This window comes from Streptomyces sp. NPDC050263, from assembly GCF_040655955.1.
GTDB lineage: Bacteria > Actinomycetota > Actinomycetes > Streptomycetales > Streptomycetaceae > Streptomyces.
Genome location: NZ_JBFAKW010000096.1, coordinates 21582 through 36155 on the forward strand (window position 1 = coordinate 21582; position 14574 = coordinate 36155).

At 72.2% G+C, this 14574-nt stretch carries 11 protein-coding genes; 9 read left to right on the plus strand and 2 right to left on the minus strand.

Features of this window, described 5'->3' with window-relative positions; all coding sequences use genetic code 11:
- The first annotated feature begins 160 nt into the window (after window positions 1-160).
- From AB0J04_RS32620 to AB0J04_RS32655, 8 genes are all read left to right on the plus strand, one after another.
- Window positions 161-1015 carry an ABC transporter permease subunit gene (locus tag AB0J04_RS32620; protein ID WP_363172214.1) on the plus strand — a complete coding sequence of 285 codons (855 nt, stop codon included), beginning with the start codon at window positions 161-163 and terminating at the stop codon, window positions 1013-1015.
- The gene (locus AB0J04_RS32625) at window positions 1012-1899 is read left to right on the plus strand and encodes a carbohydrate ABC transporter permease (RefSeq protein ID WP_363172215.1); all 888 of its coding nucleotides are present in this window, start codon (window positions 1012-1014) and stop codon (window positions 1897-1899) included. The genes AB0J04_RS32620 and AB0J04_RS32625 overlap by 4 nt, the downstream gene beginning before the upstream one ends.
- A 46-nt stretch (window positions 1900-1945) precedes the next feature.
- Window positions 1946-3595, plus strand: coding sequence for an extracellular solute-binding protein (locus AB0J04_RS32630; RefSeq protein WP_363172216.1), 1650 nt, complete (start codon window positions 1946-1948; stop codon window positions 3593-3595).
- Window positions 3596-3651: 56 nt separating this feature from the next.
- Window positions 3652-4707 carry a LacI family DNA-binding transcriptional regulator gene (locus AB0J04_RS32635; protein ID WP_363172217.1) on the plus strand — a complete coding sequence of 352 codons (1056 nt, stop codon included), beginning with the start codon at window positions 3652-3654 and terminating at the stop codon, window positions 4705-4707.
- Window positions 4708-4729: 22 nt separating this feature from the next.
- Window positions 4730-6700 carry a DUF2264 domain-containing protein gene (locus AB0J04_RS32640; RefSeq protein WP_363172218.1) on the plus strand — a complete coding sequence of 657 codons (1971 nt, stop codon included), beginning with the start codon at window positions 4730-4732 and terminating at the stop codon, window positions 6698-6700.
- Window positions 6701-6881: 181 nt separating this feature from the next.
- Complete coding sequence (locus AB0J04_RS32645; RefSeq protein WP_351907225.1) at window positions 6882-7085, plus strand: cold-shock protein; 204 nt, start codon at window positions 6882-6884, stop codon at window positions 7083-7085.
- A gap of 172 nt (window positions 7086-7257) precedes the next feature.
- Window positions 7258-8685, plus strand: coding sequence for a DEAD/DEAH box helicase (locus AB0J04_RS32650; protein ID WP_363172219.1), 1428 nt, complete (start codon window positions 7258-7260; stop codon window positions 8683-8685).
- A 103-nt stretch (window positions 8686-8788) separates the two neighbouring features.
- Window positions 8789-9241 (plus strand): flavodoxin family protein, encoded by a 453-nt coding sequence (locus AB0J04_RS32655; RefSeq protein ID WP_363172220.1) that lies wholly within the window; start codon window positions 8789-8791, stop codon window positions 9239-9241.
- A 10-nt stretch (window positions 9242-9251) separates the two neighbouring features.
- Here AB0J04_RS32655 and AB0J04_RS32660 read toward each other — a convergent pair whose 3' ends face one another.
- A complete protein-coding gene (locus tag AB0J04_RS32660) occupies window positions 9252-9719 on the minus strand; it encodes a hypothetical protein (RefSeq protein WP_363172221.1) in 468 nt (155 codons plus the stop codon).
- 115 nt (window positions 9720-9834) lie between these two features.
- A complete protein-coding gene (locus AB0J04_RS32665; protein WP_363172222.1) occupies window positions 9835-11772 on the minus strand; it encodes an NAD-binding lipoprotein in 1938 nt (645 codons plus the stop codon).
- Between the two features lie 437 nt (window positions 11773-12209).
- On the opposite strand from AB0J04_RS32665, the gene AB0J04_RS32670 reads away from it, so the two are divergent.
- Window positions 12210-14480 (plus strand): M4 family metallopeptidase, encoded by a 2271-nt coding sequence (locus AB0J04_RS32670; RefSeq protein ID WP_363172223.1) that lies wholly within the window; start codon window positions 12210-12212, stop codon window positions 14478-14480.
- The last annotated feature ends 94 nt before the right edge of the window (window positions 14481-14574 follow it).

Genomic DNA, 14574 nt, shown 5'->3' on the forward strand with positions numbered 1-14574 from the left:
TTCACCTCACTCGGTCCCGAGGGGAGGAGACTCCGTGGCGACGTTGCTGCGTGAAAACCCCAGTAAGACGGAAGAGATCAGCTCGTCCCGCCGTTCGCTGCGGCGGCGAAGTGATCGGAAACGTTTTCAGGATCGGCGCAACCGGACCCTGTTCCTGCTCATGCTGCCGGGGCTGGTCTACTTCCTGGTGTTCCACTACGGCGCGCTCGCCGGGAACCTCATCGCCTTCAAGGAGTACGTGCCGTTCGACGGCGTCTGGGGCAGCCCCTGGGCCGGTCTCGGCAACTTCCGGCGGATGTTCGAGGACGCCGGATTCTGGGACGCGGTCCTCAACACCCTCTGGATCGCGGTCCTCCAGCTCGCCTTCTACTTCCCGGTCCCGCTGGCCCTCGCCCTGCTCCTGCACAGCCTCACCTGGAGCACGGTCCGCCGCTTCGTGCAGTCGGTGGCCTATCTGCCGCACTTCATCTCGTGGGTGATCGTCGTAGCCCTGTTCCAACAGGTGCTGGGCGACACGGGCCTGGTGAACGGCTATCTCGGCGACGCGGGCCTCAGCACTGTCGACATCATCGGCAACCCCGACGCCTTCCGACCGCTCGTCGTGGCCCAGGTGATCTGGAAGGACGCCGGCTGGGGCACGATCATCTTCCTCGCCGCGCTCTCCCAGGTCGACGAGCAGCAGTACGAGGCCGCCGCCATCGACGGGGCCGGCCCCTGGCGGCGGTTCTGGCACATCACCCTGCCCGCCATCCGGCCCGTGATCGTGCTGCTGCTCATCATGCGGCTCGGCGACGTCCTCTCCGTCGGCTTCGAGCAGATGCTGCTCCAGCGCGACGCCGTCGGCCCGCAGACCGCCGAGGTCATCGACACCTTCGTCTACTACCAGGGCGTCGTCGGCGGCGACTACGGATTCGCCGCCGCCGCGGGCCTGTTCAAGGGCGTGATCGGCGCCCTGCTCGTGTACGCGGCCAACAAGGTCGCCCACCGCCTCGGCGAACAGGGGGTCTACCGTTGAGCGCCCACGTCCGGCCCGGCTGGATGGAGAAGCCGCGACCGCTCACCCAGGCCGCGAAGGCCGTCGCCCTCGCCACAGTGGTCCTGCTGGTCTGCGTGCCCTTCCTCGTCCTCCTCTCCACCTCGCTCGCCGCCCCGCGCGAGGTCGTGGCGAACGGCGGCTGGGTGCTGTGGCCCGAGCACCCCACCCTCCAGGCGTACCGGGACATCCTCGACGGCGGCATCGTCACGCACGCCCTCGCCGTCAGCGCCGGGGTCACCGTCGTCGGCACCGCGCTCAGCCTCGCCTGCACGGTCGCCCTCGCCTACGCCCTCTCCCGCCCCGGGGTGTTCGGCGGCCGCCCGGTTCTGCTGCTGATCCTGTTCACCTTCCTCTTCCCGCCGGGCATGATCCCGGGCTTCCTGCTGGTCAAGGAACTGGACCTGCTGGGCAGTTACGGCTCGCTGATCCTCCCGGTGCTGGTCAACGTCTTCAACCTGGTCGTGCTGCGCGGTTTCTTCCAGGGCATCCCCGAGGAGCTGTACGAGGCGGCCCGCCTCGACGGCGCCGGGGACTGGCGGGTGCTGTGGTCCATCGTGCTGCCGCTGTCGAAGGCGGCGCTCGCCGTCGTCGGACTCTTCTACGCGGTGTCGTACTGGAACTCCTGGTTCTACGCCTCGCTCTACCTGGAGAGCGATCAGTGGCCGCTGCAACAGGTGCTGCGCACCTACGTCGTGGCCGGCTCCGGCCTCACCGACACCACCACCGGCGAGGCCACGGTCAACGCGCCGCAGACCATCCAGATGGCCGTGCTGGTGATCGCCACCGTGCCGATCCTGCTCGTCTACCCCTTCCTCCAGAAGTACTTCACCAAGGGCGTCCTCACCGGCGCCGTCAAGAGCTGAGCGACACCACCGCATTCAAGAGCCGCACGCAGAAAGGTCATTCGTCATGCCCAGCATGTCCCGACGCACGCTGCTGCGATCCATGGCCGCCGGTGGCGCCGTCGTCGCCGTCCCCGGTCTGCTCACCGCCTGCTCCACCGGTTCGGACGACGGAGACGTCTCCAACGCGGGCAAGGAACTCACCCCGTGGCCCGCCTACGCGGCGCCCGCCGGGCCCCGGCCCGACCTCGCCCCCACCGAAGCGGGCGTCCAGGCCGGGTTCACCTCCTACCCCTCCTCCCTGGTCACCTCGGCCGCCCGGACCCCCGGCGACGGCTCCACCGTGAAGGTCCTCACCGTCACCTTCGGCTCCCCGCCCAAGCCGGCCGCCCAGAACCAGTACTGGCGGGCCGTCGAGAAGGCCCTCGGCGTCAAGGTCGAGTTCACGGTGGTCCCGCAGGCCGACTACCAGAAGAAGATGGCCACCGTCATGGCCGGCGACCCCGACTCACTGCCCGACATCATCAACGTCTTCAGCGGGGTCACCCTGCCCCGCGAGGCCCAGTTCGTGCAGCGCAGGGCCGAGGACCTGACCCCGTACCTTTCCGGCACGGCCGTCAAGGACTACCCCAACCTGGCCGGCATCCCCACCCACGCCTGGCACGACATGGGCCGCATCGGCGGACGGCTCTACGGCATCCCCGTCGAACGCCCGCTGCCCGGCTCGACCCTCTGGCTCAGCCAGGGCCTGTTCACCGAAGCCGGCATGAAGGACGGCTGGACCTCCACGGACTTCACCGCCGTGGCCAGGAAAGGCACCCACGGCAAGCGGTACGCGCTCGGCGCCTCCGTCGGCTCCCTCTTCGGCAACGCCGTCCACGCCGCCGCCCACAACGCCCCGAACGCCTGGGCCGTCGACAAGAACGGCGCCTTCCACGCCCACTACACCGACGACCGCTACAAGGCCGCCGTCGCCTTCCAGGCCCAACTGCGCAAGAACGGCTCCTACCACCCCGACGCCACCTCGATCTCCCCGGCGGACCTCGGCACGCTCTTCCTCAACGGCACCGTCGCCTCCCTCCAGGACGGCTTCAACGCCTACCAGAGCCGCTACCTCGACGCCGAGGGCCTGCTGACCCCGGCACCGGCCCTGCCCTACAGCGTCGACGGCACGCCCGGCGGCATCGTCGCCGCACGCCGCTCCTTCGGCTACACGATCCTGAAGAAGGCGGGGAAGGAACGCATCCAACTGCTGCTGCGCCTCCTCGACCACCTCGCGGCCCCCTTCGGGACCAAGGAGTGGGAACTCGTCCACTTCGGAGTGGAGGGCGTCCACTTCACCCGCGGCAAGGACGGCTCCCCGCAGGCGACCAAGCTCGGAGAGGTGGAGAACGTCTTCAACCTGCCGTTCCGTTTCCTGGCCGATGGCCCGCAGGTGCTGTTCCTGCCGGCCCTGCCCGACGCCGTACGAGCCCTGCACACCTGGCAGCAGGCCGTGGTCCCGGTCGCGATCCGCAACGCCTCCTTCGGCCTGAGGTCCCGCACCGAGACCTCCCAGGGCACCACCCTCAAGGCCCTGATGGACGACGCGATCACCGCAGTCGTCGCCGGCCGCGCCCCGATGTCGGAGTACGACGAGGCGGTACGGACCTGGCGCTCCCGGGGCGGCGACAGAATGGCCGGGGAGTTCGCCGAGGAGTACGACGCCAACACCTGAGTCGACGACAGCGGCGGACGCGGACACGGACACGGCCGAGAGGAACGGGGAGCGACATGACGGCACAGGGGCGGGTGACCATCCGAGAGGTGGCCGAACGGGCGGGCGTGTCCGTCGCCACGGTCTCCCGCGTGCTCAGCGGCAACTACCCGGTGCCGCCCGCCACCCGCACCCGGGTCCTGCGCGCCGCCCGGGCCCTCGACTACGTCGCCAACGCACACGCGCGTGCCCTCGTCGGCGGCGGCCGCAAGACGGTCGCGGTCGTCGTACGCCAGGTCACCAGCCCGTTCTACGCCCAGGTCGCCGAGGGCGTCGAGGCGGAGGCCGCCGTACACGGCCGGCTCTGCCTGGTCGGCACCACCGGCGGCGACCCGCAGCGCGAACTGGAGTTCGTGCAGCTCATGCGGGAGGAGGGGGCCCGGCTGGTGATCCTGGTCGGCGGGGTCGTCGAGGACGACGCCTACCGCGAGCGCGTCGCCCACTACGCCCAGGCCCTCGACTCCGCCGGCGCCCGCCTGGTGCTGTGCGGACGCCCCGCACCCGACCCCGACATCCCCGCGCTCGTCGTCGAGTTCGACAACGAGGCCGGGGCCCGCGCCATCACCGGACACCTGCTCTCGGCCGGCCACCGCAGGATCGTCTTCCTCGGCGGGCTGCCCGGCAACACCGCCCTGGACGCCCGCGTCCACGGCTACCGGGCCGCCCTCGCCGAGCACGGACTGCCACCCGAGGCCGCCCACGTCGTCGACTGCGGCCTCGGCCGGGCCGCCGGCCTGCGCGCGATGGCCCGACTCCTCGACGAACGCCCGGAGTTCACCGCCGTCTTCGCCGGGGACGACATGGTCGCGGCCGGTGCGCTGCGCGCCATCGCCGAGGCCGGACTGCGCGTCCCCGACGACATCTCCGTCGTCGGCTACAACGACATCCCGCTCGCCGAGGACTTCAACCCGCCCCTCACCACCGTCCGCACCCCCGCCGAGGAACTCGGCCGTGCCGCCGTGCGCATCGCCCTGCGCGACCCCGAACACGCCGCCGGCGCCCACCATCTGCTCGGCACCCACATCGTCGTACGCGACAGCGTCGCCGCGCCCCCACCCGGGCGCGCCCACTGACAGACGGAGGTACCGCCCCCGTATGACCGCGCCGCATCTGTCGGCCGACGCCGGCCGCCTGCCGCCCCCCGACCCCGACCTGTCCCCCCGCACCGGCTACACCCGCGCCCACTGGGAGGCCACCGCCGACCGGCTGCTCGCCGCGCTCCGGCCGTACGCCACCCCCGGCCTCGCCCAGTACCGGCTGCCCGGCCGCACCGGCCACTCCGGCGCCTGGTCGGACGGACTGGAGGGCTACGCCCGCTCCTTCCTGCTGGCCGCCTTCCGCATCGCGGGCTCGGACGGAGCCGTCGGCCCCGACCTCGTCGAGCGCTACGCCGCCGGGCTCGCCGCAGGCGTCGACCCCCGCCATCCCGAGCACTGGCCGCCCATCACCGACCGGAGCCAGCCCATGGTCGAGGCCGCCTCCGTCGCCCTCGCCCTGCACGAGACCCGCCCCTGGATCTGGGACCGGCTCGACGACAGGACGAAGGAGAGGGCGGCCGACTGGCTCGGCGGCTTCGTCGGCGCCACCGTCAACGACTCCAACTGGCGGCTCTTCCAGGTCATCGCCGAGGAGTTCCTCGCCTCCGTCGGCGCTCCGCACGACCGCGCCGAGATCGACGCCGGCCTGGACCGCCTCGACGACTGGTACCGGGGCGGCGGCTGGTACACCGACGGCGACGGCCGCAAGTTCGACTACTACAACGCCTGGGCCCTGCACCTCTACCCCGTCCTGTGGGCCCGGGTCGCCGGCCCCCGCGCCGACCCCGCCCGGGTCGCCGCCCACCGCGCCAGGCTGCGCGAGTTCCTCGGCGTCCACCAGCACTTCTTCGGCTCCGACGGCGCCCCCGTCCACCAGGGCCGCTCCCTCACCTACCGCTACGCCACCGCCGCACCCCTGTGGGCGGGCGCCCTCGCCGACGCCACCCCGCTGCCGCCCGGCCGCACCCGCCGCCTCGCCTCGGGCGCCCTGAAACACTTCACCGACCGCCGAGTGCCCGACGAGCAAGGGCTGTTGAGCCTCGGCTGGTACCGCCCCTACCTGCCCGTCACCCAGCCCTACTCGGGGCCGGCCTCCCCGTACTGGGCGAGCAAGGCCTTCCTCGGTCTGCTCCTGCCCGCCGACCACCCCGTCTGGACGGCACGCGAGGAAGCGGGCCCCGTGGACACCGCCGACCGGCAGCTGGCCCTGCCCGCACCGGGCTGGCTGCTGCACTCCACGGCCGCCGACGGGATCGTCCGCCTGGTCAACCACGGCAGCGACCGCCTCCCGCCCCCGCCCGCGGCCTCCGCCGACAGCCCGCACTACACGGGCTTCGCCTACTCCACCGCGACCGCCCCCGAGACCCCGCCCCCCGACGAGGCGCCCGGCCCCGACAACCGCATCGCCCTGCTGACCCCCACCGGCCCGTCCCGGCGCGGCCGCATCCACCCGCTGTACACGGACGGCCGGCGCGCGGCCTCCTCGCACGCCCCGCTCGGGTCGGACGGCGACGAGCCTTCGCACCTCACCACCGTGAGCGTGGTGCACGGACCGTGGGAGATCCGGGTGCACCGCGTCGAGGCTCCGGCGGGCACCCCGGTCCGGGCCGGCGGCTGGGCCGTGGCCTGCGACGACGCCCCGCCCGTCGCGCGGACCGGTCCGGCCCGGGCGGTGGCGCGCCGGGCCGACGGACTGACCTCGGCCCTCGTCGGCCTGCTCGGCTGGGACGAGGCCGTCGCCGAGGTGGCCCGGGCCCGCGGCCACAACGCCTACGGCGAGCACTCGGCCGTCCCGGTCCTCACCGCACCCCACCCGGGCGGCACGCTGCTGCTGGCGACACTGGTGGTCCTCACCGCCGACCCACTGGTCTCGGCCTCGGCGGACGGTCCGACAGGCGCGAGCGCGGTCCCCGCCCCCGGCGGCCGTCTGCGGCTGCGCTTCCCGGACGGCACGACCGAGAGAGACATATATATTCCGGCTGTGAGAACAGCCGCGGGACCCGGCGACCGGACAAAACGCGCGTATTAATGTGCCGTGCTATACTCGTAACCAGTTGCAGTTGTGGTTCCCGAAACTTCAAGTGCCTTGGCGACTGGATGTCGTCGGGCACTTTTGTATCTCCGGTGCTCATCCGGACGGGGTTCATTTGTGGCAACGCAGGGGTCCGCACAGAGTGGACCCGCGGGCACTGCCCCGAAGGAGATGTGACATGGCTACTGGCACCGTCAAGTGGTTCAACGCGGAAAAGGGCTTCGGCTTCATCGAGCAGGACGGCGGCGGCCCCGACGTCTTCGCCCACTACTCGAACATCGCCGCCCAGGGCTTCCGTGAGCTTCAGGAAGGTCAGAAGGTGAACTTCGACGTCGTGCAGGGCCAGAAGGGCCCGCAGGCGGAGAACATCACCCCCGCCTGACGCGGAACAGCATGAAGTAGCCGGGGCCCCCACCCAGTGGGGGCCCCGGTTCCTGCTTTTCCTTTATTCCGCTGGATTCTTATCAGTCTTGCATTCGGCTCGTTCTTGCAATTCATCCGACGCGGTCCTGTCGGGAATTCCTCGATGCGTGCCCTGTCGAGGAAGGTTCGCCATGAGCCGCTCAACTCGCACGAACGACCGCAATCGCCCGCAAGGGGAGTTCGCCCTGCCGGTCACCGTCACGCCGGCCCTCCCCGCGGTGTCGTCCTTCGGTGAACTGGACATGCCCGCCGCCCTGTTGGAGCTGCTCACCGGTCAGGGCGTGACGGAGCCCTTCCCGATCCAGGCCGCCACCCTGCCGAACTCCCTCGCCGGGCGGGACGTCCTGGGGCGCGGCCGCACCGGATCGGGCAAGACCCTCGCCTTCGGCCTGGCGCTCCTCGTGCGCACGGCCGGGCAGCGCGCCGAGTCGCGCAAGCCGCTGGCCCTGGTCCTCGTGCCCACGCGCGAGCTGGCCCAGCAGGTCACCGACGCGCTCACCCCGTATGCCCGGCTGCTGAAACTGCGGCTGGCCGCCGTCGTCGGCGGCATGTCGATCGGCCGGCAGGCGGGCGCGCTGCGGACCGGCGCCGAGGTCGTCGTCGCGACTCCCGGCCGGCTCATGGATCTCGTCGAGCGGAGGGACTGCCGGCTGGACCGGGTGAAGATCACCGTGCTGGACGAGGCCGACCAGATGGCCGACATGGGCTTCATGCCCCAGGTCACCCAACTGCTGGACCAGGTACGGCCCGACGGTCAGCGACTGCTGTTCTCCGCCACGCTGGACGCCAACATCGACCTCCTGGTCCGCGGCTATCTCCATGACCCCGTCGTCCACTCGGTCGACCCGTCGGCCGGCGCGGTCACCACGATGGAGCATCACGTGCTCCAGGTGCACGGAGCCGACAAGTACGCCACCGCCACCGAGATCGCCGCCCGCGACGGGCGCGTGCTGATGTTCCTGGACACCAAGCACTCCGTCGACCAGTTCACCCGGCACCTGCTGGGCAGCGGGGTCAAGGCGGCGGCGCTGCACAGCGGCAAGTCACAGCCCCAACGGACCCGCACCCTGGCCCAGTTCAAGGACGGTCACCTCACGGTGCTGGTCGCCACCAACGTCGCCGCCCGGGGCATCCACATCGACGACCTCGACCTCGTCGTCAACGTCGACCCGCCCGCCGACCACAAGGACTACCTGCACCGCGGTGGCCGTACCGCCCGCGCCGGCGAGTCCGGCAGCGTCGTCACGCTGGTGCTGCCCAACCAGCGCCGGGACATGGCGCGTCTCATGTCCGCCGCGGGCATCCGCGCGCAGATCACCCAGGTCCGCTCCGGCGAGGCCGAGCTGAGCCGTATCACCGGCGCGCAGGCCCCCTCCGGCGTCCCCATCGGCGGCAGCGCGCCGGTCACGGAGCGCCCGCAGCGCGGCGGCGCCCCCTTCCGGGGCATGGGCACCCGCCCGGGCCGGGCCGGTCGTGCCGGCGGCGAGTCCCGCCGAGCCGCCGAGGCCCGCCAGACGGCAGAGGCCCGCAAGGCCGCCCGGATCCGCCGGGGCGCATAGCCTCCACGGGCCGGACCTCCGCGACCGCTCGGACCTCCGCGACCGCTCGGACCGCCGCGTCGCCGCTTGCGGCCTGCCCGGCGAGCGGGCAGGGTTCCGTGCCGTGGCCACCTTGCTGATCGTCCATCACACGCCCTCGCCGAACTGCCAGGCGCTCTTCGAAGCGGTCGTCTCGGGCGCCACGGCGCCGGAGATCGAGGGCGTCCGCGTGGAACGGCGGGCCGCCCTGGCCGCGACCGCCTCCGACGTCCTGGCCGCCGACGCCTACCTGCTGGGCACCCCGGCCAACCTCGGCTGTATGTCCGGTGCGCTCAAGCATTTCTTCGACCAGGTCTACTACCCCTGCCTCGACGCCACCGGAGGCAGACCCTTCGGTTACTACGTGCACGGCGGCAACGACGTCACCGGCGCGGTACGCGGCATCGAGGCCGTCACCACGGGCCTGGGCTGGCGGCGCGCCGCCGAGCCGGTCACCGTCACCGGGGAACCGGGCAAGGCGGAGCTGGCGGCCTGCTGGGAACTGGGCGCGACTCTGGCGGCCGGTCTGATGGACTAGGCAGTCTCTCTCAGTTCGAGAGCGGATACGTCACGACCTGCCCGAACTGCTCGGGCCTGGCCCCGGGGTAGGTCAGGGTGATCCGGCTGTACTGCTGCACCTGCGGGTCCTTCTTCCACGGCTGCGGCCGGTCCAGCTTCACCACCACGGCGTACGGGTGGAAGGCGCCCGCCGCGCAGTACGGATCGCAGTCGTTGACGACGTTGACCCCGGTGGCCCGCGCGGACTCCGCGCCCCAGCTGTCCCAGTGCAGCGAGACAAGACGGCTGTTGCCGTCGCCGCACGCCAGGATGAAGTCGCCGGGCCGCACCTGGGCCTTCCCGAAGCAGTCGACCAGAACGGGCGTCGTGGCCTGCCGCACCGCGGCCTCGCGCGCCGTGGGCGGCGACGCCGCCGGAACGGCCGAGGCCGAGCCGACGGCCGCCGTGAGGCCCAGCGCCGCACCGAGCATGACCACTGTTCTCGTCGTGTGTCGCATCTTCGCTCCTGCCCGCCCGACCAGGGGCCCGCCTGTGTGCCGCGCCCCGAAGAAGTTCTCTACCGACGCTACGACGACGAGCGGAAGGGGACCACTCGAACGGGCCAGAGCCGCGCTACGGGACGTCGGCCGCCCGTGCCGCGCGGTTCGCTTCCGGCGCCGGGCAGTCGCCGTCGACCCGGCGCCCCTCCGTCACCACCACGACGATGTCGTCCTCGCGGCTCCAGACCCGTCTCTCGGCCTTGGCGGGGTTGAGCCGGACCCCGTCGTCGTGACGGCGGTGGCCGATCGCGCACTCGCCCAGGTCGCGGGCCGCCGCCACGATCGTCGCGAAGGACGCGGGACGGTCCGGCAGCACATAGCGATGCGCCGGACGCAGCCGCAGCGTGCCGCCGCCGGCCGTGAACAGTTCCTCGAACACGCCGGCCAGGTGTCTGTTCTGGGAGACCTGCGCCATGAGCAGCCCCGTCAGCTGCCCGCCGACGACGGCCTCGGAGCCCGGTCCGAGCGGGGCCAGCGCCCGGTTGCGTTCGTCGGCGAGTTCCGCGACCACCGGCACGGCGCGCCCGGCCTCCTCCGCCAGTGAGCGCAGGATCAGCAGGACGACCAGCGTGCGGTCGTCCGCCCGGTCGGTCTCCGCCCCGAGCACGATGACCCGGTCGTAGGAGGCGGGGTCGAGGCCGCGCAAGGATTCGGGGCAGGTCGGATCGGCGGTCTCGAAGGTCACCGTGAGCCCGTCGGCGAGCGCCTGACCGTTGCGCGGTTCCGGAAGCGGGACCGGTCCCGGAACCGGTGGCGGCGGTTGCACCTGTTCGGTCGCGTCGGTGACGACGTGCAGGACCGAGCCCGGTCGCGTGCTGCGGCGCAGTTGGTCGACCAGGTGCGGCGCCCGGCGGTTCCAGCCCAGCAGCAGGAACCGCGACGGTTCGCCCGCGTCGGAACCGCGCTCGGCGATCAGCGACGGGTCCACCAGATCCCGGCAGTCCTCCCAGCGCGCGGTCTCTTCGTCCGGCGCCACGACGACGAGGCTGTCCCCGGGGGCGACGACGGTCTGCGGCGGCGGGTTGAGCAGGGGAGTGCCGTCGGCCCGCACCAGCCCGGCCACCGCGGCGGTCGCGCAGTCGAGCAGCACATCGCCGAAGCGGCGGCCCGCGAGCCCGTGACCGGCGGTGAGGTAGAACTCGTCGCCGTCGAAGTCGAGGAGCTCGCGCAGCACGGGCGTCAGGCCCGGGTGGAGCGCGGAGTGCGCGATCAGCCCCGCCGCCGTCCGGTCCGACTCCAGGACGATGCCCCGCGGGCCCGCGGCGAGCCGGGCCGCGGCCCGGTACCGCTCGTCCCGGACACAGGCGACGACGGCCGGGCCCGCCTTGTCGCCGAGGACCGCGCGCAGGGCCAGCAGTGTCCGGACGCTCTCGGCGTCCCCGGCGGGCTGCGCGCCGGGCAGGACCAGCACGGCGTGCGCCGCGCCCGGACTGACCAGCCCGAGCGCCTCGGGGTCCGCGGTGGAGCCGCTGCGGCAGATCAGCCGGGTGGCGCCGGTGGGCCCGAGCACGGCCGCCAGGGCCTCTTCCAGCTCCGTCCTGTCCCGGTCGGCGAGCACCACGACCGCGCCCCACCGCTGGTCGGCGCGTGCCGCGACCAGCTCGCCGACCACCGTGAACACCTGCTCCGACCAGCCGAGCACGACCGAGTGGCCCGTCTCCACCACGGTGGAGCGCCCTCTGCGCAGTTCGGTGAGCCGGTCGGTGAGGCCGGTGGTGATCAGACCGATCAGCGTCGACACGTACAGCAGGGCCACGAGGCCCAGCAGCACGGACAACAGCATCCGCAGCGGAGCCCCGGTCACCGCGCCCAGCCGCAGGGTCTCGCCGCTGACCCGCCAGACCGCGGCGAGCCGGCCGGACAGCGACCGGGGCGCGGCCGGGTCCGTCCACACCATCAGCGCGCTCGCCGGGACGACGATGCCCAGGCAGGTCACGGCCAGCCACCCGACCAGCCGACCGGTGCTGCGGGCCAGTGTGTTGTCGAACCGGTAGCGCAGCCTGTCCCGCAACGAAACCGGCCCTCGCCGCTGCCCTTCCACCCGCGCCCCCCGTGTCCCGCCGCCGACTCCCGTCGCCGCCTGAACTCGCAGGGTGCGGCCCGCAGTGCCGCGACACGCCGTCGAGGTAGCCGTATTCATCCTTTCGAGGAAGGGGGCACGTACGTCCGCGGCTGAAAACGTGCGCCGAGCAGGGCGAATCCCCAGACGGCCATGGTCAATTCCAGCCGATGTTTTGGCATTCCCATGACAAACCTGTGCACGCGGTGCCACGCTGCTGCCGCAGTTCACCATTCCTTCACACCCGCATCATGCGGGGCATCCCTCCATTCACCCCCCACCTCCTTCCACCCGCCTGCCGTGCAGCGCTCCGGACCGGCCCCACCCCGTCGGTCCGCCCCCACCTCGGCCTCCATCACCGGCCGACCGTCGCACAGAAGGAGAACCCGTTGCCCCGGCGACCCCGCCCCACCATCCGGCGCAGACGCGCCACCGCCATCGCACTGACGGCCATCGGGACCCTGTTGGCCCTGGGCGCCCCCACCGGCACAGCCGGCGCAGCGCCCGCCGACCCGGGCCCGTCCACGATCACCGCCACGCCGCGTGCCGGCGCCGCCGCGACGCCCCTGTCGCCGGCCCTGCGCGCCTCACTGATCAAGAGCGCGCAGAGCGCGACCGGCGCCACGGCCCAGCGGCTCGCCCTCGCCGCCCAGGAAAAGCTCGTCGTGAAGGACGTCGTCCAGGACGCCGACGGCACCACGCACACCCGCTACGAGCGCACCTACGCCGGACTGCCCGTGCTCGGCGGCGACCTGGTCGTGCACAGCAAGAGCGGCCGGACCACCGTGTCCAAGGCCACGGACGCCTCGCTCGCGCCGGCGTCCCTCACCCCGAAGCTCACCGCGTCGAACGCCGGCGGCAAGGCACTCGCGGCCGCTAAGAGCGCCGACGTCACCGGCGCCGCGACCGAGCGCGCGCCCCGCCTCGTGGTCTGGGCCGGACCGACCAAGTCCGTCCTGGCCTGGGAGACGGTCGTCGAGGGCGTCCAGCAGGACGGCACCCCCAGCGAACTCCAGGTCGTCACCGACGCGAGCACGGGCAAGCAGCTGCTCGCCGCCGAGAAGGTGCACACCGGCACCGGCACCGGCCAGTACAGCGGCACGGTCCCGCTCGGCACGACCCTGTCGGGATCGACGTACCAGCTCACCGACGGCGAGCGCGCCGGGCACAAGACGTACGACCTGAACCAGGGCACCTCCGGCACCGGGACCCTGTTCACGGACGACAACGATGTCTGGGGCACCGGTCTGCCCTCCAACCGCCAGACCGCCGGCGTCGACGTGGCCTTCGGCGCCGCGGCCACCTGGGACTACTACAAGGACGTGTACGGCCGCAACGGCATCCGCAACGACGGCGTCGCCGCCTACAGCCGCGCCCACTACGGCAGCAGCTACGTCAACGCCTTCTGGCAGGACAGCTGCTTCTGCATGACCTACGGCGACGGCTCGGGCAACACCCATCCGCTGACCTCCCTCGACGTGGCCGCCCACGAGATGAGCCACGGCGTCACCGCCGCCACCGCCAACCTCACCTACTCGGGCGAGTCCGGCGGTCTCAACGAGGCGACCTCCGACATCTTCGCCGCCGCCGTCGAGTTCCACTCGGACCTCGCCGCCGACCCCGGCGACTACCTCGTCGGCGAGAAGATCGACATCAACGGCAACGGCACCCCGCTGCGCTACATGGACAAGCCCTCCAAGGACGGCTCCTCCCGCGACAGCTGGAGCTCCACGCTGGGCAGCATCGACGTCCACTACTCCTCGGGCCCCGCGAACCACTTCTTCTACCTGCTCTCCGAGGGCAGCGGCGCCAAGACCGTCAACGGCGTCGCCTACGACAGCCCGACCTCCGACGGCCAGGCCGTCACCGGCATCGGCATCGAGAACGCCGCCGCCATCTGGTACCGGGCGCTCACGACGTACATGACCTCGTCGACCAACTACGCGGGCGCCCGCACCGCCACCCTCCAGGCGGCGACCGACCTGTTCGGCGCCTACAGCCCCACCTACCTCGCCGTCGCCGACGCCTGGGCCGGCATCAACGTCGGCGGCCGGATAGCCCTCGGCGTCAACGTCGCCCCGATCGCCGACCAGACCAGCGGCGTCGGCCAGGACGTCAGCCTGCAGGTGGACGCGTACACCACCAACAGCGGCTCCGGCCTCACCTACGAAGCGACCGGGCTGCCCGACGGGCTGAGCCTCAGCGCGAGCGGTCTGATCTCCGGCACGCCCACGACCCTCGGCACCAGCGACGTCGCCATCAAGGTCACCGACAGCACGGGCGCTTCCGTCACGGAGGCCTTCAGCTGGCGGATCGCGTACGTCTACGCCACCAGCACCCGGGTGGACATCCCCGACAACGGCGCCGCGGTCGAGTCGCCGATCACCATCGCGGGCCGCGACGGCAACGCCTCCGCCACCGCGTCGGTCTACGTCAACATCGTCCACACCTACCGCGGTGACCTGACCGTCGACCTGGTCGGCCCCAACGGCACCGTCTACTCGCTCCTCAACCGCAGCGGCGGCGCCGCCGACGACGTCGACCAGACCTTCACGGTCGACGCCTCCGCGCAGCCCCTCAACGGCACCTGGAAGCTTCGGGTCCAGGACCGTGCGTCGATCGACGTCGGGTACATCCAGCGCTGGCAGCTCACGCCTTGACCGGTCCACGCAGTGAGTCCGCTCTCTGGGCGGTTCGGTCGCTGACCGCTGACCGCTGACCGCATGACACCGCCGCCCGGGTCCTTTCGGACCC

Bases quoted from the DNA above. Each gene is read 5' to 3' on its own strand.
- AB0J04_RS32620 (WP_363172214.1), top strand. From the start codon at position 161: ATGCTGCCGGGGCTGGTCTACTTCCTGGTGTTCCACTACGGCGCGCTC.
- AB0J04_RS32630 (WP_363172216.1), top strand. From the start codon at position 1,946: ATGCCCAGCATGTCCCGACGCACGCTGCTGCGATCCATGGCCGCCGGT.
- AB0J04_RS32635 (WP_363172217.1), top strand. From the start codon at position 3,652: ATGACGGCACAGGGGCGGGTGACCATCCGAGAGGTGGCCGAACGGGCG.
- AB0J04_RS32640 (WP_363172218.1), top strand. From the start codon at position 4,730: ATGACCGCGCCGCATCTGTCGGCCGACGCCGGCCGCCTGCCGCCCCCC.
- AB0J04_RS32645 (WP_351907225.1), top strand. From the start codon at position 6,882: ATGGCTACTGGCACCGTCAAGTGGTTCAACGCGGAAAAGGGCTTCGGC.
- AB0J04_RS32650 (WP_363172219.1), top strand. From the start codon at position 7,258: ATGAGCCGCTCAACTCGCACGAACGACCGCAATCGCCCGCAAGGGGAG.
- AB0J04_RS32660 (WP_363172221.1), bottom strand. From the start codon at position 9,719: ATGCGACACACGACGAGAACAGTGGTCATGCTCGGTGCGGCGCTGGGC.